The following is a 21,598-nucleotide window of genomic DNA, read 5'->3' as shown; positions in this document are numbered from 1 at the left end:
CTAAACGTCTAAAGGTAGTTCACGCAGCTCCAGTGATTTATTTACCCGTTCGTGCCAGCTTTTAATAACTTTTGTAGTTTCTGCATCGTCGCTGGCACAGCGTGCAAGCGTGCCCCGAGGCTGCGGGAGGCTTTTATTCTCAATTTCCCAGTCTAAAATCCGAATGGGACGTCGGTTCGTTATCCATCCGATGTCCTTTTCCTTTTCCTTTTCCTTTTCCTTTTCCTTTTCCTTTTCCTTTTCCTTTTCCTTTTCCTTTTCCGTAGCATCATTTTTTACCTCATAGGCTCCGCCAACCACCTGAACCAGTGCAATTAAACGACTACCATTTTTTACTGCTACAATATCATTGACTTTCATTTCATTACGAAAAGTATTGATTATTGACTCACCTTCCTCCCATGTTCCGAGTCCGATAATTCGCTTGTGCTCCAGAATCCAGTATACGTTTTTATCTGCAACGCTTTTATCATCTGGGTGCATCTGCATATGCCAATAGGTCGTATATTTCAAGATATTTACCCTCATCAGGCCGTTAATATTTTCTATTTAGCGTTCATTTCACCCATGAATGGTGAACGCCCAAATTTTAAAAATCGGCACTCAGCCAGATTTCTTTAACCTACCTTTTTTATCGAATACATGGCAAAGCCAAAAATCATTCAAAACTGATTCCTTTTTTAAGCATCCTGATGGCATCAATCAAATCAGCTAAACCCCATTCCAATAAAACCGGAAACAAAAAACGCCCACTCGAAGTGGGCGCTATACACAACGATGACGCTCTAATCAGCGTTCGGCATTGGCCGCCCGCCAGGCGTGGAGCTTCTGATAGCTGGTAATCAGCCGCTGGTGCCGGTCGATACCTTCCAGGTTCATGCTGGTCTCGGTGAGACCGTAGAAACGCACGTCGCCGTTGACCGAGCCGACCGCGGCGTGGATTTTTTCCTCGCCGAACATGCGCGAGAGGTTCCTGTAGTAGTCCTCGAACTCGAGTGCGTCATCGAGGGCAATCTCGAGCACCGCGGTGAGCGCCTGATAGAACAGGCCGCGGTCGCGGGTGTTGTCGTTGAACTGCAAGAACATCTGCGTGCGGTCGAGTGCGTCCTCGTACTGCCCCAGCGCCAGGCTGATCAGCAGCTTCAGCTCGGCGATCGTCAGCTCCGACCAGACGGTGTTGTCGTCAAACTCGATGCCGATGAGAGTTACGATCTTCATCTGCTCGTCGAGCTCGCTCTCCTCCAGCCGCTCGAGCAGGTCCGCGAGCTGATCGTCTTCCAGCGAATGCAGGTTGAGGATGTCCTCGCGGTAGTTGAGCGCCATGTTGGTGTTGTCCCACACCAGATCATCCACCGGATAGACCTCGGAGTAGCCCGGCACCAGAATGCGGCACACCGGCGCGCCCAGATCCTCATGGTGGGTCACATACGCCTCATGGCCGTCCTCGGCCAGAATGCCGAACAGCCGCTCGGCCTCCTCGTTCGTTTCGCCGGAGAAGTCCCAGTCGCAGAATTCGACATCCGCGCGGGCGCTGAAAAAGCGCCAGGAGACCACGCCGGAGGAGTCGATGAAGTGCTCGACGAAGTTGTTCGGCTCCGCCACCGCCTGCGAGTTGAAGGTCGGCTGGGGCAGGTCGTCCATGCCGTCAAAGCTGCGACCCTGCAGCAACTCGGTCAGGCTGCGCTCGATCGCGACCTGCAGGCTCGGATGCGCCCCGAAGGAGGCGAACACGCCGCCGGTGCGCGGGTTCATCAGCGTCACGCAGGCCACCGGGTAGCGCCCGCCAAGAGAGGCATCCTTCACCAGCACCGGGAAGCCCTGGGCTTCCAGCGCGTCGATGCCTTCCTTGATGCCGGGGTAGCGCGCGAGCACTTCTTCCGGTACGTCCGGCAGGGCGATTTCCTGCTCGATGATCCGGCGTTTCACCGCCCGCTCAAAGATTTCCGACAGGCACTGCACCTGGGCTTCCGCCAGCGTGTTGCCCGCGCTCATGCCGTTGCTGAGGTAGAGATTCTCGATCAGGTTCGAGGGGAACCACACTGTCTCACCGTCCGAATGGCGGGTGTACGGCAGCGCGACAATGCCGCGATCACGACGGCCGGAGTTGGTGTCGATCAGGTGCGAGGCGCGCAGCTCGCCGTCCGGGTTGAAAATCTCGAGGCAGTGATCATCCAGCAGCCCGTCCGGCAGGGCATCATCTGCGCCCGGCTGGAACCAGCGCTCACTGGGGTAGTGCACGAACTCGCTGCCGGCGATCCCGGGGCCGAAGAACTGATCGTTGTAGAAGAAGTTGCACGACAACCGCTCGATGAACTCGCCCAGCGCCGAGCACAGCGCGGCTTCCCTGGTCGACCCCTTGCCGTTGGTAAAGCACATGGGCGAGGCCGCATCGCGGATGTGCAGCGACCAGACGTTGGGCACGATGTTGCGCCACGAGGCGATCTCGATTTTCATCCCCAGGCGCTCGAGAATGCCGGTCATGTTGGCAATGGTCTGCTCCAGCGGCAGGTCCTTGCCCTCGATCCAGGTGCTCTCCCCTGCCACCGTGCCGCCCATCAGCAGCGCCTGGGCGTCCTCGTCGATGTTCTCGACCACCTCGATCTGGAACTCGGGGTTGTTCTGGATCACCCGCTTGACCGAGCAGCGCTCGATCGAGCGCAGGATGCCGGTGCGATCCTTCTCGGAGAGATCACTCGGCAGCTCGACCTGAATGCGGAAAATCTGGTTGTAGCGGTTGTCCGGGTCGACGATGTTGTTCTGGGACAGCCGGATGTTCTCGGTCGGGATGTCGCGGGCGTTGCAGTACACGCGCACGAAATGCCCCGCGCACAGCACCGTGGAGGCCAGAAAGTAGTCAAACGGCCCGGGCGCGGAGCCATCGCCCTTGTAGCGAATCGGCTGGTCGGTGAGGACGGTGAAGTCATCGAACTTCGCCTCCTGACGGAGGTTGTCGAGATAGTTGACCTTGATTTCCATGAGGCAGAACCGGATTGGTGACGGGTGTCGCACGCGGCGAATTGCCCGCCATTATCCGGATTTGAGGAGGGTGTGTCTTGGGAGGGGGTCAGCGCTTCTGGATCACTGGCGATTAGCGTTTTCTTCCGCCACCTGACGCAGCGCATCGACCAGCGCCTCGGCGGGCTGGGCACCCGAAATCAGGTAGCGGCCATCAAGGATGAATCCCGGCACGGCGCTCACCCCTGCCTCCATGAATTGCTGCTGTGCTGCTCGAACCTCGTCCGCGTACTGATCAGAGCGTGCGATAGCCTCGGCAGTGTCACCGTCAAGTCCAACCGCAATCGTCTTCTCGCGCAGAACCTCCGGGCTTGACGGGTTTTTCGCCTCACCGAAGTAGGCTTCAAACAGTGCCAATTGAAGGGATGTCGCTCGGTTTTGGGTTGCGGCCCACGCCAGCACGCGGTGGGCATCGAACGTGTTGTTCGCTCGACGTTCAACGGCGCCACGGAAATTCAATCCAAGTTCTTCAGCCACCGCCATGATCTCACGCTGGGACTGCTCCATGGTGGCCGCGTCCTTGCCATACTTGCGGCACAGGTGCTCCAGAATCGGCTCACCCTCGGGCGGCATATCCCGGTTGAGCTCAAAGGGCTGCCAGACGAGCTCTACATCGATCTCGCCATCAAGGGTTTCCAGTGCCTGCTCCAGGCGACGGTAGCCGATCGCACACCACGGGCAGGCGACATCGGATACCAGGTCAATTCTCAACTTTTCCATGATGAATCCCTTCGTCAGTGTCCGGGAAATATTCAGCTTTCCCGGAACGTATGCCAGTCAACACAGTTCAGATGGTTAGCGGCGACGCTCGCCCGGCTGGAACGGCGTCCCGGGCAGCACCTGTGCCGTTATGGAGCGGCGCACCGGGACGATGCCGAACGCCCTTTTCGAGCATTCCAACCGGGGTGAGCCTGGCCCTCTCGGATCGAGACCAGGGTCGCCATCCGCGTCAGCACCAACAACAGGGCCCCTGCCCGCTCTGATCAAAACAAGCGTAGACAGCACCGTCCCCATCATCCTGTCAGGGTTGTCCGAAGACAACGCCATGAAAAACCGCGCCGGAGCGCGGTTCTGATTTCAGTCAATTAATAGCGGCCGACCTTACAGCCCCTCTTCCAGCAGCTGCGGGGCGAAGTAGGTCATGATCAGATCGGCGCCAGCGCGACGCATGGAGCCGAGCGTTTCGCGCACCACGGCGGATTCATCGATCACGCCCTGCGCCGCGGCGAACTTGATCATCGCGTACTCGCCGCTGACCTGATACGCCACCAGCGGCAGCAGGCTGTTGCGGCGGATGTCGGCCATGATGTCCAGATACGCCAGCGCCGGTTTGACCATCAGAAAATCCGCGCCTTCGGCCTCATCGGCGAGCGATTCCCTGAGCGCTTCACGGCGGTTCATGGGGTCCATCTGGTAGGTCTTGCGATCCCCTTTCAGCTCGGTGCCGGCGGCTTCACGGAACGGGCCGTAGAGCGCGGAGGCGAGCTTGGTGGAGTACGCCATGATGGGAAGTTCGTTGAAACCGGCCTCATCCAGCGCCTCGCGAATCGCGGCGACCTGACCGTCCTGTGCCGACGACGGCGCGATGATGTCGGCGCCAGCCTTCGCCGCCTGCACGGCCTGAATGCCGAGGTTCCTGATGGTGCGGTCGTTATCGACGGTGTTGCCCTTCAAAATGCCGCAGTGGCCGTGGCTGGTGTACTCGCAAAAGCACACATCCGGAATTACCACCAGCTCCGGCGCGGCTTCCTTGATGATGCGCACCATGCGCGCCACCATGCCGTCGGCTTTCAGGGCGTCGCTGCCGGTCTCGTCCTTGTGGTGGGAAATGCCGAACGGCATGATGCTTCTCAGCCCCAGCGCGCTCAGGCGTCGGGCTTCATCCGCCAGTCGGCTTTCCGGAATGCGGTATTGCCCCGGCATGCCTTCGATCGGCGTGAATTCATCGGTGTCTTCTTCGACAAAGATCGGGTAGACCAGGTGTTCTGCCTTGAGCGAGGTTTCACGCACGATGTCGCGAAGGGCGTCGCTTGAGCGCAGGCGACGAAGACGGGCCTGGGGAAACTGGGCCGGCATGGGTTCTCCTTGAGACGGGGTCTCGATATCAATGATGGGCCAGGTATAGCGCCGCCCCGACGTTCGGTCAAAAGGCATTCGAGCAAAACCCGGCGGCGCGTGGATGTCCCCATGATAAAGCGCCGCCGGCATGGATGGCGAAGCAATCCCTCGGGCGGCGACGGCGGCGCGCCGGCTTACTGCCTGAGCGTTTCCAGTGCGCTGGCCAGGGCGTTTTCATCGATCTCCTCGATCGAGCGCTTGCTGGTCAGGGTCATCGCTACCCGCATCTCCTTTTCGAACAGCTCGAGCAGATTGGTCACCCCCGCCTCGCCGGCGGCGGCGAGCGCAAAGATCCACGAGCGTCCGAGCAGCACGGCGTCAGCGCCCATGGCAATCATGCGCACCACGTCCAGGCCGTTGCGCACGCCGGAATCCGCCAGAATTTTCAGCTCGCCGCTGACGGCATCGGCAATCGGCGGCAACGCGCGGGTACTCGAGAGCACGCCGTCGAGCTGACGCCCGCCGTGGTTGGAGACGACGATGCCGTCGGCGCCAAAGCGCACTGCGTCGCGGGCATCCTCGGGGTCGAGAATGCCCTTGATGATCATGCTCCCCTTCCAGAACTCGCGAATCCACTCCAGATCCTTCCACGAGATCGCCGGGTCGAAATTCTTGCTTAGCCAGCCGATGTAGTCCTCAAGGCCGGTCACCTGGCCGCGGTATTCGGAAATGTTGCCCAGATCGTGCGGGCGGCCGTTGATGCCGACATCCCAGCTCCACTGCGGATGGGTTACGGCCTGCAACATGCGCCGCTGGGCGGCAAAGGGCCCGCTCATGCCGGAGTGGGCATCACGATAGCGCGCGCCGGGGGTGGGCATGTCCACCGTAAAGACCAGCGTGCGGACGCCGGCCGCCCATGCCTTCTCCAGCACGTGCTGCATGAAGCCGCGGTCCTTGAGCACATAGAGCTGAAACCAAATGGCCTGATTGGTGGCCCGGGCCACCTCCTCGATCGGACAGACCGAGACCGTCGACAGCGTGAAAGGCATGCCCTTCGATTCGGCGGCGCGCGCGGCCTGCACCTCGCCGCGCCGGGCATACATCCCCGTCAGCCCCACCGGGCCTAGCGCCAGCGGCATGGGCAGCTGCTGGCCAAACAGCTCGGTCGAAAGGGAGAGTTCCGACATGTCGGTCAGCACCCGCTGGCGCAGGGCGATGTCAGCCAGATCGCTGACGTTGCGCTCGAGCGTGTGCTCGGCGTAGGACCCGCCGTCGGCGTAGTGAAAGAGAAAGGGCGGCAGCCGGCGTTTGGCAGCGCGGCGGTAGTCGGTCGAGGCGGAAATGATCATGGCAGTGCTCGTTGGAAGATGACAATCGACAATGGCGAGCGCCAGCGTGTCGTCAGAAAGCGTTTTTTCACAATAGTCAGAAGGGATCAGAACAAGAGGCGCGGCCTTTCAAACACCCCGCTCCTGCTCCTGCCCTGAACCAGTAGCCCGTCAGCCGTGGCTGTCCTCTGGAAGCGTCTCCCAAATACCGCCCTCAGGTCTCGAGATAGACCACGTGCGTGCGGGTGTACTCATAGAGGCCGTGCTTGCCGTCCGCCCCACCGATACCCGATTTGCGCGCGCCGGCATGAAAGCCCTGCATCGCCTCGAAGTTTTCGCGGTTGATGTAGGTCTCGCCGTAATTCAGCTCGCGGCAGGCGCGCATGGCACTGGCCAGATCGCGGGTGTAGATCGACGAGGTCAGGCCGTAGTCGGAGTCGTTGGCCTGGGCGATCGCCTCATCCAGATCCTCGACGATCTGGATCGGCAGGACGGGGCCGAAGATCTCGTCGCGCATGATCTCCATGTCCGCCCGGCAGCCGGAGAGCACCGTGGGCTTGTAATGGAACCCGGCGCCGAGATCGGCCACCTCGCCGCCGGTCACCAGCTCGGCGCCCTCGTCGACGGCCCGGCGGACCATGGCGGCGACCTTGTCGAGCCCCTGCTGGTTGATCAGCGGCCCCATCTCGATATCCGACTGCTCGGAGGGGTCGCCGTAGCGGGTGTCGGCCATGGCCTCGGCGACCTTCCGGCTGAAGGCCTCGGCCACGCCGCGCTGGACATAGACCCGCTCGGCGCAGTTGCACACCTGCCCGGTATTGATGATGCGCGAGGCGCGAATGGCGTTGACGGCCAGGTCCAGATCGGCGTCATCGAGCACGATGGCCGGCGCCTTGCCGCCCAGCTCCAGATTGAGCTTGGTGATGTTCTCCGCCGCCCCTTTCATGATCGCCGTGCCGGTCGCCACGCTGCCGGTAAAGCTGATCATGTCCACCAGCGGGCTGGCGCTCAGCGCATGGCCGGTACCGGCGCCGCCGCCGCTGACCACGTTGAATACCCCTGGCGGCAGGCCGATGTCATCGAGCAGGCGGGTGAACTCAAAGCAGTTGTTGGGGGTTTCCTCGCTGGGCTTGATCACCACCGTGTTGCCGGTCACCAGCGCCGGCGCCATCTTGCGGGCGATCAGAAAGAACGGGAAGTTCCACGGCAGAATGCCCGCCACCACGCCGAGCGGCTTGCGAAACAGGAAGATGTTCTCGCCCGGACGGTCGCTCTCAATGATCTCGCCTTCGATGCGCCGCGCCCACTCGGCCATGTAGTCCAGATAGTCGGCGGTGAAGTTGACCTCGACCTCGGCAAGCGAGGCGATCTTGCCCTGCTCCTGAGTGATGACCTGCGCAATCCTTTTGGCCTCGCCGCGAATCTTCTCGGCCAGCGCGCGCAGATAGCCGGCACGTTCTACCGCCGGGCGCGCCGCCCAGGATTTCTGCGCTGCGCGCACTGCCTTCAAAGCGGTGTCCACTTCCTCGGAGGAAGAATCCGGCACGCGGGAGAGCACGGCCCCGTTGGCGGGGTTATAGACGTCGAGATGATCACGAGCGGTGACGAATTCGCCGTTGATGTAGTTTTGATAGTGCTTGATCTCTTGGGTCATTATGAAGCTCCTATCGATGGGCGTGTAATCTTCAGTGAGTTGCAGTGTTGTGTTTCGGCTTCTTGTTAGCTCACTGACGCGCGGCGGTGGCGAGCGCGCTGTAGCAGGATGCAACTGCCTGCAGATGGGTTGGCCCTGCTGGCGGTGGATTGGGCACGTGCTCGCCGTTGACCAGCAGCGCCCCGGTAACACAGGCCGCTATATCGGAAGCGAGAAACACCACTGGGCAGCCTCCGGCTTGTAGAACAACCTAGCTTTGCTCCGCGGTAACTTGTTTTAGGCGATTACGGGATCGGTCTTGTCAAGATACATACGGGCACGCGGCACGGATGCTGCCTTCCTCAACCAGTGTTCTGAATGCATCTCGGCTGTCGTTGACTCCTTTGGATATATGGGCGGTCAAGCGGATTGGTCAGTGCTATAACTGCAGTGATGCGTTACTCGGCCTGCTTGGCGAAAGCTGTATTTATTCCCCTTGAAGACAAGCATATTCCGGACAGGCTGCAGGGATATCGAGAGACCGGGTTTCATATCGCCGTATAGCCGCCGTCCACCGGAAATACTGCGCCAGTCACGAAACTGGACGCATTCGAAGCCAGATAAACCGCCAGACCGCCCAGCTCGCTCGGTTCACCTGCCCGGCCCATGGGCGTCATTTGCATCCAACGGTCGATCATCGGCCCGCCCTCATCAAAAAATTTGCGCGTGATTTCGGTTTTCATATACCCAGGGGCAATTGCGTTGACGCGCACCCCCCGATCAGACCATTCCGCAGCCAAGCTCTTGGTGAGCATGTTCACACCCGACTTGGCGGCATTGTAGGCTGATTGTGGCTGAGGGACGTTGGCGATCAGTCCCGACATTGAGGAAGTATTGACGATTGAACCACCGCCTTCAGCAAGCATGTGCCGGCCTATCTCGCGCGATAGCAGATAGACCGCGTTCAGATCGATATCAATGACGCGTTTCCAATCGTTGTAATTGTCCGAATCGGACGGGGCGTGATGGGCTATGCCGGCATTATTGAACAGGATGTCGATCCGCCCGTGGTCGACAATCAATCGCTCTGTCATCGCCACCACAGCGGCCTCATCAGTTAGATCGACGTCATAGGCCCGAACCCGAGAGCCATATTCGGCCGACAGCCTTTCGGCGGTGATCGCCGCCTTGTCGCCGTCGATATCCACGATGGCCAGATACGCCCCGGCCGATAGCAGGGCTTCGCCCATGGCCAGACCGAGGCCCTGGGCGCCACCAGTGACGACGGCGACACGGTTATCGAGACGAAATTGATCAAAGATATTCATTTTTGAGTCACCTGTTGTGCATCCGTTGCCTCGGGCCGCGGTGTCTCCAAGCCGGGCTGACGGAAATTGATGAAAAACGTCAGGACCGCGCCGAACAAATAGATGCCGGTATAAGTCCAGACCACGCCTTCGACGCCGATCCAGGGCAACAGCGGCGTGGCGATGGCCGGCCCGACGAAGTTCGACAGTCCCACCGACAGGTTATGGATGGAAATGGCCGCACCGCGATGTTTCGGCGCCAGTACGGGGAACATGGCCGACATCGGTACGAAGGCCGAGAGCGTGATGCCGTAGAGAATGGCCACGCCAATGGCGATCGGTACGTTGCCGGCATAGGTCAGCGGAATGTAATAGAACATCAGGCAGGTCAGGGCCATGCCCACACAGCCGAACCAACGGATCTGGCGTAGCCAGCCAAAGCGATCCCCGCAGATGCCCCAGAGCACGTTGGTGGCGATCGTGGTGATGAAGACCACGCCCCAGATTCGCAGCCATTGCGGTGTGGAGAAACTCAGCGTGTCGGTGAAGAAGATCGGCATGATCACCATGAACCCGAACAACGAGTGCTGGTTGATGATCCGCACCACGAAAGCCAGCGCGATGTTGCGGTTCTCGAACAGCAGCGTGATACCGCGGCTCATCTCCTTAAGCTTGCCCGCGGTCGAGGTGAGCTGCTTACCCTTGGCATCTTCGTCTTCGGTCATCGTCAACAGACCGATCAGCGCGGCGGCGACTACCCAGATCAACGAAAACCACAACGTGCCCATGAAACCGATCACCGGCAGCGTATAGCTCGGCAGATAGGTACCGACGAAGCCGATGCCCACCGAGTACATCGCCCAGAACCAGCCCATGGCCGAGGCCAGGCGCTCGTCGGGCGCGGTCCGGGCGATCCAGACCACGAAGGAGTAGATGAACAGCGGATAGCCCACGGCCCGAATGCCATAGAGCAGCAGAATCATCGGCAGGCTCTCGGCTCCCAAGCCGAACAGCAAAAACAACACATGGAACACGACCCAGATGATCGCGCCCCATTTCATGACGCGTCGGGGGCCGTAGATCTCGGCCGATACGCCGGCCAGCCAGGAGCCGACAGCCACCATGAAGCCATAGATCGAGAACACCAGCGATGCGCTGGATTCGGAAAAACCGATATCGACCAAATATTTGGACAGGAAGGCGAGTTCGATGCCGTCGCCCGTCATGAAAAGGGCGATGGCGATGTACCCGCCCAGCAGGGCGAGCGGCATGCCGAAGAGCACGCGTGAGGAAGGATGATTGGACATGATGAAACTCTCCGTCGCGGCGTGATCGGCGTTTTAGGCGGTCTCGGGAACCAAGATCACTTTGAGCGCGTCGCGCCCGGCCTTGACTTGTTCGAAACCGGTCTCGAATTCGGCCAGCGACAGGCGATGGGTCACCATGCCATCGGTGGGAATCGACCCGTCGGCGATGCCCTCGATCGTGGCCGGATAGCAGTACGGGCCCAGATGGGCGCCCAGCAAATCCAATTCCTTGCGGTCTCCAATGATCGACCAGTCGGCGGTCACCGGTTCGCCGAATACGCTGAACTCCACGAAACGGCCGAGCTTCCGGATGGCATTCAGGCCCTGGCGGACACTGGCCGGCGCGCCGCTGGCTTCGATATAGACATCACAGCCGTAGCCGCGGGTTTCGTCCTTGATCCGGGCGACGACATCCTCGCGGGCCGGATTGAGGGTAAGATCGGCCCCGTAGGCGGCGGCTTGGGTCAGCCGGTCGTCGTTCATGTCGAGCACGATCAGCCGACGCGGGCTTTTGAGTTTCGCGATGCCGACCATGCCAAGACCGAGCGTGCCAGCCCCGGCGATCACGACCGTATGGGCCAGCTGGATATTCGCCCTTTCCACGGCATGCATGGCACAGGCAAACGGCTCGACCAACACCGCCTTGTCGACCGGCAGATCCTCGGGCACGGTATGCAAGCGGGCGTTGTCCGGAAACCGCATGAACTCGGCCATGCCGCCGTTGACGTTGTTCTGGAAGCCGAAGATATCGTGACGCTCGCACATCCAGTAGGCACCGCGCTCGCAGTAGTCGCAGTCCCCGCAGGGCACGATCTGCTCGGCGATCACGCGATCGCCGACGGCAAAGCGGGTGTGCTCGGGGCCGACGGCAGCCACCCGACCGACGAATTCGTGGCCGGGAATGACCGGGCCTTTCACATAGGCCGGCTGTTCTTCGTTGCCCCAGAACATGTCGGCGCCGGACCAGCATTTGACGTCGCTGGCACAGATACCACAGGCCTCAATGCGGATAACCACCTCATGTCCCCGGGCTTCAGGGATGGCTACGGTCTCCAAGCGATAATCGCGCGGGCCGTGGTTAACCACAGCTTGCATGGTTTGCGACATAATTGTCTCCTCGCCGGATTTATCTACCGTCCACAAAGGGGTGACGGCCGGGCAGCTTGAAACGGGTCTGGCGCAGTTCGACGAGCTTGTCGACCTCGGCCTGATTGAACTCGTGAGCGCCACCGTACTGTGAAGCCAGATAAATTACCTTTGCGTAGTAATCCAGTGCTTCCATTTTGAAATGGGCGTTATCGAGATCAACGCCATAAGAGAGCGCGCCGTGGTTTTCCAACAGTAATGCGTCATGTGTCGCCAGAAACTCGGTGATCGAACGCGGTAGATCCATCGTTGAAGGCGTACCGTAAGGTGCGATGGGCACCTCTCCCAGCAGGATTGTTGATTCCGGCATTACCTGTTGCACCAAGGGTTTACCGCAGATGGCATGCACCGTCGCATAAAGTGGATGTGCGTGAACCACGGCATTGACGTCAGGACGGTGTTCATAAACATGCAGATGCATTCGGATTTCCGAAGACGGTCGATTTTTTTCACCCTCGATCGGATCGCCGTTGTAATCGATCACGCAAACCATCTCGGGTGTCATGAACCCTTTGGATACGCCGGTTGGTGAGCAAAGCAAGTGTTTATCATCGAGCCTTACCGAAATATTGCCGTCGTTTGCCGCTCCCATCTCACGTTGGTAAAGCCGCTGCCCTATAGCGCAGATGTGTTCGCGAAGGGCGTTTTCATTGCTGGATTGGGACATAGATGGATCCATCGTGAGGAGTTTATTTCTTCGTTTTGCTGCATTATCTAACCACAAAGCGCTTTTTTCAAAAACAAAAAAAGACAATACTTTTGTTTATGTTGTTATTTGGGAATGCACGCGATAGCTTCGTTACGAGATTCATTGAGAGGCAATCCCGATGCAACGAGAGGATTCCAATCCGCCAAAGCTGAAAAAAGGGGCCGGACCGATACGATGTTTGGCTTTTGATTTCGGCGCCGGCAGTGGTCGCGCTATGCTCGCCAAGCTTGAAGGTTTTCGATTGTCGATCGTGGAAGTCCATCGTTTCGAGACCACTACGCTTACCTGCGATGGCCAAAACTGCTGGGACCTCAGCGCTCTCTACGCCGGGCTTGAGAAGGGACTATCAAAGGCTCGGACTCATGGGCCGATTCACTCGGTTGGCGTTGACAGCTGGGGAGTGGATTTCGGCCTGCTCGATGAGCAAGGCAATCCGGTCATGCCACCGCTGCATTACCGCAACGGTCACGGTAAGCGCGGCTTCGAGCGCGGTCTGCTGCCCTTGAATGTCATGCACGAGCGCACCGGAGCCCAGCGGCTTGATATCAATACGGTTTACCAACTGATCGCGCTGGCCGAGAGATGGCCCGAGCGACTGGCCGAATCACATACGATGCTGATGATGGCCGATCTGCTGACCGCCCATCTATGTGGTAAATATCACGCTGAATATACGCTGGCCTCCACGAGCGGACTGCTCGACCAGCGCCGTGGTGAGTGGGATAAAGAGCTCGCCCTATCGCTGGGTATACCACCCCGTATTCTGCCGCCCCTTGTTCATGCCGGACATGTGTGTGGACAGCTTCGGCCTGCGCTTGCCGGCGATAACGATGTCGAAACAGCAGTCATTGCCGTTGGTTCGCACGACACTGCCAGTGCCGTCGCCGGACTTGCTCTCGCCCCTGATGAGGCGTTTCTTATTCTGGGCTCATGGTCACTTCTAGGTGTTGAAAACGATGCCCCGATCATCGATGAGCGTACACTCTCTCATGACTTTGGTAACGAAGGTGGCGTCTGCGGTACGCACCGATTCATCACCAATATCAACGGGCTTTATCTGCTTCAGATGCTGCGTGAAGCGTGGCTGGATCGACATGGCGAAGCACCTGATTACGCCGAAATCATGTCTCTTGCACGTGATACACATTGTGATTCCAGTCTGCGCATTGATCCCAACGACAAACGTTTTTTTGCGCCTGACGACATGATTGCAGCTATCGATGAATGGTGTGTATTTCAGGGGCAATCGCGCCCTGGCAACCTCGGTGAATACGCTCTGGCAATTTATCGCGGACTGGCCGACCAGGTTGCAGCCAGAATTTCGATACTGGAAACCGTTTTCGACCGACCTGTTAATGCAATCCATGTCAGCGGCGGCGGCAGTCAGGACGCACTGCTGTGCGAGAGCATCGCGCGGGCGACAGGCAAGCCACTGCGCCATGGCGTGACTGAGGCATCCGCATATGGCAATGCGCTTATGCAACTCAAGGGGCTGGGGGTGATCGACTCGTTAGTGTCGGCTCGCACCCTTCTTCCAGAGAGTGACACGATCAAGTCCATGTAAACCCGGACTCTATACCAGAAACAGGGGACAACACATGACGCCTATACTTAAATGGTCGATGTTTGTCGCGATGGCCGGCTTTCTTTTTGGCTTCGATACGGCAGTCATTTCAGGAGCTGATAAACCGACACAGGCACTGTGGGGTTTGAGCGATCTGATGCATGGCCTGTTGATAATATCGGTCGCTCTCTGGGGGACAGTAATCGGTGCGCTTTTAGGAAGCTGGCCCGCTGACCGATTCGGCCGACGCAGTACGCTGATAGCAATCGGCGTACTTTATTTTATATCCGCCATAGGCTCGGCGTTGGCAACCGATCCTGTCTGGTTTTCGATTTTTCGTCTGATTGGTGGACTGGGTGTTGGTATGTCGACCATTGTCGCCCCCGCTTATATATCGGAAATCGCACCAGCCTCAAGGCGAGGATTTCTTGTAGCCCTTTATCAGTCCAATGTCATCTTCGGCATGTTCATCGCCTATGTTTCAAACGCTATCATGAACAGTCTCATGGGAGACGATGCCTGGCGCTGGATGGTAGGAATAGAGGCTCTGCCGGCCCTGGTTTATACCCTGCTGGTGCTGAAGGTTCCGCGTAGTCCGCGCTGGCTTATCCTCAAGGCCGGGCGAGAGGACGAAGCGGCAGCAGTGCTGCGCCAGATCGATCCTGACGGTGACATCGATGGAAAAATTGCCGAGATCAAACAGGCCGATGCGCAGGATGACCAAAAGACAGGGTTCTGGTCGAAACGTTACCGCCCACTGATTCTGCTGGCATTTTTGATTGCCTTCTTTAATCAGTTTACCGGAATCAATTTCGTCTTGTATTACGCGCCGCGCATACTTGAAGCTGCCCAGCTTGGTGCCAACGCCGCACTGCTCTCCACCGCTGGTATAGGCTTCATCATGCTACTGTTCACGCTGCTCGGGATGTTTCTCATCGATCGCGTTGGCCGGCGCCCGCTCATGTATGCCGGTTCAATCTGTTATTTTATATCGCTGACCAGTATTTCATATGCCTTTTTTACCAACAATCTTGGCAACTTCCTGATTCCGCTACAGCTCTGTCTATTTGTAGCAGCCCACGGCATCAGCCAGGGAACTGTCATCTGGGTCTTTATTTCCGAAATATTCCCCAACCGCGAAAGAGCACGCGGTCAATCGATAGGCAGCATTACACACTGGAGTCTGGCAGCGCTGATTACTCTGCTGGCACCCTGGGTGTTGTCAACGTTCAACGGCGGTCCCTTGTTCGCTTTCTTCGCCGCCATGATTGTTCTTCAGATTATTTTTGTCGCTTTCCTGATGCCGGAAACCAAAGGCGTTTCACTTGAAGCATTGCAGTCCAGACTGCTTCAAAAAAAGGATCGATGAGGTAAAACAATACAGGTAATTTTTTTGATCAACCCATCAAGGAGGCATTCTATTTTTGGTATATCAAGGCGACCCCTGAAGTGTAAGCATTACTCCCGTGGCGAATGAAAACAGGCGTCATTATCGTCGAAAACTGAGAGGTGACATGAAACATTTTGGAATTCACTCCTTCGTATGGACCGCTGGAAAATCACAGCGCGGGCTCGAAATGGCCCTTGAGCAATCAGCAGAGCATGGTTTCCGTATTGTTGAACTGGCCAACCTCAGGACGGATGAGTTTGAACTGGATCGGCTAGGTAACATGGCGCGCGACCTTGGGCTCGAGCTCACCATGACCATGGGATTGTCCCCTGATGCGGACGTTTCCAGCGAAGACGCCGAAATAGCGGCCAATGGACACCGCGAACTCGAGGCAGCCATCAGGGCGGCTCGTGACGTGGGCGCCTCATCTCTTGGCGGTATTATTTATTCGGCTCATCAAAAATACGCTGCCATGCCGACAAAGGATCAGTGGCAGCGAAGCGTTGCTGCCGTAGGCAAGGCGTCACAGACGGCAAGGGAATGTGGCGTCAAGCTGGTTCTGGAGATTGTCAATCGCTTTGAAACCAATCTTTTGAATACCACAGCGCAGGGTCTGAAATTTCTCGACGACCTTGGTGACGACTCGGTCAAGCTACACCTTGACACCTTTCACATGAATATCGAGGAGCCCGATCCAGAAGGGGCAATCCGACTGGCAGGTGATCAGCTCGGCTATTTCCACGTGGGGGAAAACAACCGCGGCTATCTCGGCGATGGCGTCATAAATTTTGCGGGGATATTCGATGCGCTATTGGACATCGGTTACGATGGCGATATCGTCTATGAAAGTTTCTCCAGCGCCGTGGTCGACGAAAAACTATCGCGTGCCTGTGCGATCTGGCGTGATACCTGGACAGAAAGTGCTCCACTTGCGAAACACGCGAAACATTTTCTGGACCTGAAGTATGAAGAAGCCGTGCGTCGGCGGCACAATACCCGATCCCTTGCCTGACACACATTGTCGGCTGTGACGACCCACCCTTCACTGCCAGAACCACACAGCAATACCATCGACGCTCCACTCCTCTTCAAACGCCGCGATGTATCGAATGACCCCACATCTCGATGTGGGGTCGTTACTCCGGGCTTCATGTGTCACATGCAAGGCCATATACTCCTCCCACGCTTCGAGCATCATCACCGACATAGAGCCAGGCATGTTACCTGCAGAAAGAAAACAGAAAATACTCGATTTACTACTCGGGAATGGTAAAGCCGGTGTAGCGGAGCTTGCTGAAACTTTCGGGGTAACCCGCGAGACCGTGCGCCGGGATCTGGAGAAGCTGGAGGCCGAGGGAAAGCTTGAGCGAACCCATGGTGGCGCGGTCGCTATTGTCGAGCGCAGTCGGGATCTCCCTTACCTCACTCGCGAATCCTTCAACCACGCTGCCAAGCAACAGATCGCCTACAAGGCTGCTCAGCTTATTGGCGATGGCGATGCTGTCATGCTTGACTCCAGCTCTACCGTTTTTGAAATACTTGGCTTTTTGAAACAGCACCGTGATCTGCAGCTGATCAGTAACTCCCTGCGATTGGCCGTGGAAAGTACGAACAGTGAACACTCTCTGATAACGGTTGGCGGTGATTTGAGAAAAAAATCGCTGGCTTTCGTGGGCGGGCTGGCAGAAGAGTTGCTGTCGCGTTTCCATGCCGACTGGGCACTGATCGGTTGCGGCGCACTTCACGCCGAGGCCGGCGTATTGGAATCCAATCCTAGTGAAGCACAGTTTAAACGCGTCATGATCTCGCATGCCAAACGTATTGCGCTTCTGGTCGATCACAGCAAATTCGATTGCAGTTCACTGGTTCAGATCTGCACACTGGACCGTATCGATGTCATCGTTACTGACCGCAGGCCCAACGCGACCTGGATCGAGCGTCTGGCGGCGTTTGGCATCAGGCTTGTTTATTGAAATCATGACGCTGCAAGAGAACGGCGGATACCGTTTCCGAGTTCAAAAGCGTGTTTCAGAACAGAACAAGGGGCGCGGTCTGTCGGACGCTCCGCCCCTTTCCTGATCAAAAGCGATGATCCGTCAGCCGTGGCTGTCCTCCGGCGCCTTGTCCCGATCCATCCAGCAGGGCGTCACGGCAAACCAGACCAGCGTGACCAGCAGCATCAGCCATTTCATGGTCACCTCGCCCAGCGCGTCGAACAGGTACAGCAGCGGCAGCAACACGGTCAGTACCAGCATGAGAGCCGAGATCAGCTTCAGAAGACGCATCATGCGGTGCCCTCCTCTCGTTGAGCGGTGTCATGCGAAGACGTCGTGCGCTTCTGGGTCATGATGCTCAGGCCGACATACAGCGCGGCGGCGATGAACCAGCCGGGTAGCGCCACAAAGAAGATCTCGATGCCGGCAAACTGCACCAGCGCCAGGCAGATCCCCAGGGTGACCAGCCAGGTGGCCAGTACCGGCACGGTCAGGCGGCGACCGGCGTACTCGGCGTAGAAGCTCTTGAGCCCCAGCCGCGGCAGCAGCCAGTAGTCGATCACGATGATGGCGCCGACCGGCATCAGCAGCAGACCATAGAGCGCCACGAACTCCAGCAGCTGCATCGCCACGCCGGGGAACATCGCCACCATCGTGGTCAAAAGCCCGGTACCGATGGTCACCCGGAAGCGCGAGAGCCCTGGCATGACGGCCTGAAAGGCGAGTCCGGCCCGGTAGATGGTGGGGTTGGCCGTGGTCCAGCCGGCAATGATCACGCAGAGCAGCCCGGCCACACCCAGCGCCTGATCGGCCAGTGGCCCGGGCAACGGGGCGGGAATGGTGCCGGCATCGGCGGCGGCAACCATGGCGGCCTCGCTGGTCAGGCCCGCCTCATACATCTGAAAGGCAAACATCATCGACGCTGCCAGCCATGCCACGAAATGGCCCACGTACATGCCGGCCGCCGAGGCCACGCTGTACCAGCTCCTGCGCGCAAAGCGCAGCACGGAGAGATCCGCCATGCCCACGTGCATGGCCATGTTGGCAAACCAGGCAAAGAAGATGACGTGCCAGATCGTGAAGGCGGGCTGGCCGGGCACCCGGACGCCGGTCCAGATCGCCGTCTCGGCCAGCGTCCACACCGCCCCCGGCGAGTCGAGCGTGGTGCCGGTGGCATCGACGAACCACTTGAGCGAGACGATGCCGAAGCCGACAAACACCAGTACCATCCAGGGCGCCGCCAGGTTGGCAAACCAGGAGACAAAGCGATAGCCAAAGGCCGCCACCAGGGTAATCACCAGCCCCACCGCCAGCACGCTGAGCACCCAGCCGACGCTATTGGGCGTGATATCGGACAGCGTCGGCAGCGGAAAGCCGAACCACACCCCCAGCGCCGTTGCCGACACCGTGATCATGGCCCCGGCCAGAAAGCAGAACGAGATGCCGTTGGCCAGGTTGTAGAGCACCACCGTATAGCGCCCGGCGATGCGCTCCAGATGGTAGTAGAGCGTCAGGCGCACGCGGGTGGCGATGGGCGCCGTCAGCACCATCCAGCTCAACACGGCCAGCACGTTGCCGATCAAAAGCCCCGCCACGACATCAAACGCCGATACCCCGGCCAGCACGAACAGCGGGCCGATCATCAGCTCGGTACCGGCGGTGTGCTCGCCGGCATACATGCCGATAAAGCTTCGAAATCCCAGCCGCGCCCTTTTGGGCACGGGCTGGCGCTCATACTCCCCGCCGGTTGCTGCCGTCTCTGCGGCAGTCTCCTTCGCTGTCGTCGCACTCATGGCATGTCCTCTTGTCATTGTTGGCGTGAAAGCCCTTCAGCGCTGACATCAGGTATCGAGATAGACCACGTGCGTGCGGGTGTACTCATAGAGGCCGTGCTTGCCATCGGCGCCACCTATCCCTGACTTGCGGGCGCCGGCGTGAAAGCCCTGCATCGCCTCGAAGTTTTCGCGGTTGATGTAGGTCTCGCCGTACTCCAGCTCGCGGCAGGCGCGCATGGCGCTGGCCAGATCCCGGGTGTAGATCGACGAGGTCAGGCCGTAGTCGGAGTCGTTGGCCAGGGCGATCGCCTCATCCAGATCCTCGACGATCTGGATCGGCAGCACGGGGCCGAAGATCTCGTCACGCATGATCTCCATGTCTTCCCGGCAGCCGGAAAGCACCGTGGGCTTGTAATGGAACCCGGCGCCGAGGTCGGCCACATCGCCCCCGGTCACCAGTTCGGCGCCCTCGTCGACGGCCCGGCGGACCATGGCGGCGACCTTGTTGAGCCCCTGCTGGTTGATCAGCGGTCCCATCTCGATATCCGGCTGCTCGGAGGGGTCGCCGTAGCGGGTGTCGGCCATCGCCTCGGCGATCTTCCGGCTGAAGGCTTCGGCCACGCCGCGCTGGACATAAACCCGCTCGGCGCAGTTGCACACCTGCCCGGTATTGATGATGCGCGAGGCGCGAATGGCGTTGACGGCCAGGTCCAGATCGGCGTCATCGAGCACGATGGCCGGCGCCTTGCCGCCCAGCTCCAGATTGAGCTTGGTGATGTTCTCCGCCGCCCCTTTCATGATCGCCGTGCCGGTCGCCACGCTGCCGGTAAAGCTGATCATGTCCACCAGCGGGCTGGCGCTCAGCGCATGGCCGGTACCGGCGCCGCCGCCGCTGACCACGTTGAATACACCGGGCGGCAGGCCGATGTCATCGAGCAGGCGGGTGAACTCAAAGCAGTTGTTGGGGGTCTCCTCGCTGGGCTTGATCACCACCGTGTTGCCGGTGACCAGCGCCGGCGCCATCTTGCGGGCGATCAGAAAGAACGGGAAGTTCCACGGCAGAATGCCCGCCACCACGCCGAGGGGCTTGCGAAACAGGAAGATGTTTTCACCCGGACGGTCGCTTTCGATGATCTCGCCTTCGATGCGCCGCGCCCACTCGGCCATGTAGTCCAGATAGTCGGCGGTGAAGTTGACCTCGACCTCGGCCAGTGAGGCGATCTTGCCCTGCTCCTGAGTGATCACCTGCGCAATCCTTTGGGCCTCGCCGCGAATCTTCTCGGCCAGCGCGCGCAGATAGCCAGCACGTTCTACCGCCGGGCGCGCCGCCCAGGATTTCTGCGCCGCGCGCGCTGCCTTCAAAGCGGTGTCCACTTCCTCGGAGGAAGAATCCGGCACGCGGGAGAGCACGGCCCCGTTGGCGGGGTTGTAGACGTCGAGGTGATTACGAGCGGTGACGAATTCGCCGTTGATGTAGTTCTGCCAGGTGGTGACGTTCTGGGTCATGGGGTGGCTCCTTGTCATGACAGTCTTTCAACCAATGCGTGTCGAGAAGCGTGACGCCTTAATAAGTGCGAGACGTACCTGAATCGCGCTGGTCATCCCGATAGCGCGCCAGCGTCTGGAGCGCGCCCTGTCGCAGCAGGCTGATATCGATGCCCACGGCGATAAAATCGAAGCCCCACTCGGCGTAGGCGCGGGCGTCCGCTTCCGCAGGAGCGAGAATGCCGGCGGCCTTGCCGTTGGCTTTGGCCGCCTCGAGCGCACGACGGATCATGGCCTGCACGTCCGGGTGCCCGGGGTTGCCGATGTGGCCGGCCCCGGTGGAGAGATCGGCCGGGCCGACAAAGAGCGCGTCGACCCCGTCCACGGCGGCGATCGCCTCGACGTTGTCGATCCCCCGGGGGGATTCGATCTGCACGATCAGACAGAGCTCGCGGTGGGCGTTGTCGATGTAGTCGGGGATGGCGTCCCAGCGGGTGGCGCGGGTCAGGCCGCCGCCCACGCCGCGAATGCCGTGCGGCGGGTAGCGCGTGGCCTGCACCAGCGCCTCGGCCTGCTCGGGCGTATCGACCATCGGCACCATCAGGGTCTGGGCGCCGATATCCAGCAGCTGCTTGATCAGCGCCGGGTCGTGATTGACGGCGCGCACCACCGGCGCGCTGTCGTAGGGCGCCACCGCCTGCAGCTGACCGAGCACCGCCGGCAGCGGGTTGGGCGCGTGCTCACCGTCGATCAGCAGCCAGTCAAAGCCGGTGGTGGCCAGAATCTCGACCGCCCAGGCCGTGCCCAGCCCGGCCCAGCAGCCGTAGCGCGTCGTGCCATCCAGCGAGCGTTTGAAGGTATTGGTCGGCATTTCCATGAAAGGTCGC

19 protein-coding genes are annotated in these 21,598 nt (G+C 59.5%); 4 read left to right on the top strand and 15 right to left on the bottom strand.

What is annotated here, in order from left to right:
* The 11 genes from M1D97_RS02120 to M1D97_RS02070 all read right to left on the bottom strand — a co-directional run bounded on the left by M1D97_RS02120 (position 1) and on the right by M1D97_RS02070 (position 12,461).
* Positions 1 to 513, bottom strand: coding sequence for a hypothetical protein (locus M1D97_RS02120; protein WP_456269098.1), 513 nt, complete (start codon positions 511 to 513; stop codon positions 1 to 3).
* Between the two features lie 276 nt (positions 514 to 789).
* Positions 790 to 2,976 (bottom strand): OsmC domain/YcaO domain-containing protein, encoded by a 2,187-nt coding sequence (locus M1D97_RS02115; protein WP_456269097.1) that lies wholly within the window; start codon positions 2,974 to 2,976, stop codon positions 790 to 792.
* A gap of 102 nt (positions 2,977 to 3,078) precedes the next feature.
* Positions 3,079 to 3,735 (bottom strand): DsbA family oxidoreductase, encoded by a 657-nt coding sequence (locus tag M1D97_RS02110; RefSeq protein WP_456269096.1) that lies wholly within the window; start codon positions 3,733 to 3,735, stop codon positions 3,079 to 3,081.
* A 381-nt stretch (positions 3,736 to 4,116) separates the two neighbouring features.
* Positions 4,117 to 5,091 (bottom strand): porphobilinogen synthase, encoded by a 975-nt coding sequence (hemB, locus tag M1D97_RS02105; protein ID WP_456269095.1) that lies wholly within the window; start codon positions 5,089 to 5,091, stop codon positions 4,117 to 4,119.
* A gap of 176 nt (positions 5,092 to 5,267) precedes the next feature.
* Complete coding sequence (lldD, locus tag M1D97_RS02100; RefSeq protein ID WP_456269094.1) at positions 5,268 to 6,422, bottom strand: FMN-dependent L-lactate dehydrogenase LldD; 1,155 nt, start codon at positions 6,420 to 6,422, stop codon at positions 5,268 to 5,270.
* 193 nt (positions 6,423 to 6,615) lie between these two features.
* Positions 6,616 to 8,055, bottom strand: coding sequence for an aldehyde dehydrogenase (gene aldA / locus M1D97_RS02095; RefSeq protein ID WP_456269093.1), 1,440 nt, complete (start codon positions 8,053 to 8,055; stop codon positions 6,616 to 6,618).
* Positions 8,056 to 8,125: 70 nt separating this feature from the next.
* Positions 8,126 to 8,278, bottom strand: coding sequence for a hypothetical protein (locus M1D97_RS02090; RefSeq protein WP_456269092.1), 153 nt, complete (start codon positions 8,276 to 8,278; stop codon positions 8,126 to 8,128).
* A 304-nt stretch (positions 8,279 to 8,582) separates the two neighbouring features.
* On the bottom strand, positions 8,583 to 9,362 hold the full coding sequence (locus tag M1D97_RS02085) for an SDR family oxidoreductase (protein ID WP_456269091.1): 780 nt from the start codon (positions 9,360 to 9,362) through the stop codon (positions 8,583 to 8,585).
* Positions 9,359 to 10,612, bottom strand: coding sequence for an MFS transporter (locus tag M1D97_RS02080; RefSeq protein ID WP_456269090.1), 1,254 nt, complete (start codon positions 10,610 to 10,612; stop codon positions 9,359 to 9,361). The genes M1D97_RS02085 and M1D97_RS02080 overlap by 4 nt, the downstream gene beginning before the upstream one ends.
* Positions 10,613 to 10,681: 69 nt before the next feature.
* Positions 10,682 to 11,755, bottom strand: coding sequence for an alcohol dehydrogenase catalytic domain-containing protein (locus tag M1D97_RS02075; protein WP_456269089.1), 1,074 nt, complete (start codon positions 11,753 to 11,755; stop codon positions 10,682 to 10,684).
* Positions 11,756 to 11,774: 19 nt separating this feature from the next.
* Positions 11,775 to 12,461, bottom strand: a complete 687-nt coding sequence (locus M1D97_RS02070; RefSeq protein ID WP_456269088.1) for a class II aldolase/adducin family protein — start codon at positions 12,459 to 12,461, stop codon at positions 11,775 to 11,777.
* A 160-nt stretch (positions 12,462 to 12,621) separates the two neighbouring features.
* Between M1D97_RS02070 and M1D97_RS02065 the strand changes: the two genes are divergently transcribed.
* The 4 genes from M1D97_RS02065 (at position 12,622) to M1D97_RS02050 (ending at position 17,430) form a co-directional block, all read left to right on the top strand.
* Entirely contained in the window at positions 12,622 to 14,067 is a 1,446-nt protein-coding gene (locus tag M1D97_RS02065) for a rhamnulokinase (protein WP_456269087.1), read from the top strand.
* A gap of 34 nt (positions 14,068 to 14,101) precedes the next feature.
* A complete protein-coding gene (locus tag M1D97_RS02060; protein ID WP_456269086.1) occupies positions 14,102 to 15,436 on the top strand; it encodes a sugar porter family MFS transporter in 1,335 nt (444 codons plus the stop codon).
* Positions 15,437 to 15,581: 145 nt separating this feature from the next.
* The gene (locus M1D97_RS02055) at positions 15,582 to 16,469 is read left to right on the top strand and encodes a sugar phosphate isomerase/epimerase family protein (protein WP_456269085.1); all 888 of its coding nucleotides are present in this window, start codon (positions 15,582 to 15,584) and stop codon (positions 16,467 to 16,469) included.
* Between the two features lie 205 nt (positions 16,470 to 16,674).
* On the top strand, positions 16,675 to 17,430 hold the full coding sequence (locus tag M1D97_RS02050; RefSeq protein WP_456269084.1) for a DeoR/GlpR family DNA-binding transcription regulator: 756 nt from the start codon (positions 16,675 to 16,677) through the stop codon (positions 17,428 to 17,430).
* A 123-nt stretch (positions 17,431 to 17,553) separates the two neighbouring features.
* On the opposite strand, the gene M1D97_RS02045 is transcribed toward M1D97_RS02050, so the two are convergent.
* The 4 genes from M1D97_RS02045 to M1D97_RS02030 are packed head-to-tail and all read right to left on the bottom strand — an operon-like array spanning position 17,554 to position 21,588.
* On the bottom strand, positions 17,554 to 17,745 hold the full coding sequence (locus tag M1D97_RS02045) for a hypothetical protein (RefSeq protein ID WP_456269083.1): 192 nt from the start codon (positions 17,743 to 17,745) through the stop codon (positions 17,554 to 17,556).
* Positions 17,742 to 19,244 carry a purine-cytosine permease family protein gene (locus M1D97_RS02040; protein WP_456269082.1) on the bottom strand — a complete coding sequence of 501 codons (1,503 nt, stop codon included), beginning with the start codon at positions 19,242 to 19,244 and terminating at the stop codon, positions 17,742 to 17,744. Before M1D97_RS02040 ends, M1D97_RS02045 begins: the two co-directional genes overlap by 4 nt.
* A gap of 48 nt (positions 19,245 to 19,292) precedes the next feature.
* Complete coding sequence (gene aldA, locus M1D97_RS02035; protein ID WP_456269081.1) at positions 19,293 to 20,732, bottom strand: aldehyde dehydrogenase; 1,440 nt, start codon at positions 20,730 to 20,732, stop codon at positions 19,293 to 19,295.
* Positions 20,733 to 20,790: 58 nt separating this feature from the next.
* Entirely contained in the window at positions 20,791 to 21,588 is a 798-nt protein-coding gene (locus M1D97_RS02030) for an HpcH/HpaI aldolase family protein (RefSeq protein ID WP_456269080.1), read from the bottom strand.
* Positions 21,589 to 21,598: the final 10 nt, after the last annotated feature.

It is taken from the genome of Kushneria sp. AK178, from assembly GCF_053903105.1.
Note: the sequence above shows the minus strand (reverse complement) of the source record. Positions and strands in the feature narration are given on the sequence as shown.

Bases quoted from the DNA above. Each gene is read 5' to 3' on its own strand.
- M1D97_RS02115 (WP_456269097.1), bottom strand. From the start codon at position 2,976: ATGGAAATCAAGGTCAACTATCTCGACAACCTCCGTCAGGAGGCGAAG.
- M1D97_RS02110 (WP_456269096.1), bottom strand. From the start codon at position 3,735: ATGGAAAAGTTGAGAATTGACCTGGTATCCGATGTCGCCTGCCCGTGG.
- hemB (WP_456269095.1), bottom strand. From the start codon at position 5,091: ATGCCGGCCCAGTTTCCCCAGGCCCGTCTTCGTCGCCTGCGCTCAAGC.
- lldD (WP_456269094.1), bottom strand. From the start codon at position 6,422: ATGATCATTTCCGCCTCGACCGACTACCGCCGCGCTGCCAAACGCCGG.
- aldA (WP_456269093.1), bottom strand. From the start codon at position 8,055: ATGACCCAAGAGATCAAGCACTATCAAAACTACATCAACGGCGAATTC.
- M1D97_RS02085 (WP_456269091.1), bottom strand. From the start codon at position 9,362: ATGAATATCTTTGATCAATTTCGTCTCGATAACCGTGTCGCCGTCGTC.
- M1D97_RS02080 (WP_456269090.1), bottom strand. From the start codon at position 10,612: ATGCCGCTCGCCCTGCTGGGCGGGTACATCGCCATCGCCCTTTTCATG.
- M1D97_RS02075 (WP_456269089.1), bottom strand. From the start codon at position 11,755: ATGTCGCAAACCATGCAAGCTGTGGTTAACCACGGCCCGCGCGATTAT.
- M1D97_RS02070 (WP_456269088.1), bottom strand. From the start codon at position 12,461: ATGTCCCAATCCAGCAATGAAAACGCCCTTCGCGAACACATCTGCGCT.
- M1D97_RS02065 (WP_456269087.1), top strand. From the start codon at position 12,622: ATGCAACGAGAGGATTCCAATCCGCCAAAGCTGAAAAAAGGGGCCGGA.
- M1D97_RS02060 (WP_456269086.1), top strand. From the start codon at position 14,102: ATGACGCCTATACTTAAATGGTCGATGTTTGTCGCGATGGCCGGCTTT.
- M1D97_RS02055 (WP_456269085.1), top strand. From the start codon at position 15,582: ATGAAACATTTTGGAATTCACTCCTTCGTATGGACCGCTGGAAAATCA.
- M1D97_RS02050 (WP_456269084.1), top strand. From the start codon at position 16,675: ATGTTACCTGCAGAAAGAAAACAGAAAATACTCGATTTACTACTCGGG.
- M1D97_RS02045 (WP_456269083.1), bottom strand. From the start codon at position 17,745: ATGATGCGTCTTCTGAAGCTGATCTCGGCTCTCATGCTGGTACTGACC.
- M1D97_RS02040 (WP_456269082.1), bottom strand. From the start codon at position 19,244: ATGAGTGCGACGACAGCGAAGGAGACTGCCGCAGAGACGGCAGCAACC.
- aldA (WP_456269081.1), bottom strand. From the start codon at position 20,732: ATGACCCAGAACGTCACCACCTGGCAGAACTACATCAACGGCGAATTC.
- M1D97_RS02030 (WP_456269080.1), bottom strand. From the start codon at position 21,588: ATGGAAATGCCGACCAATACCTTCAAACGCTCGCTGGATGGCACGACG.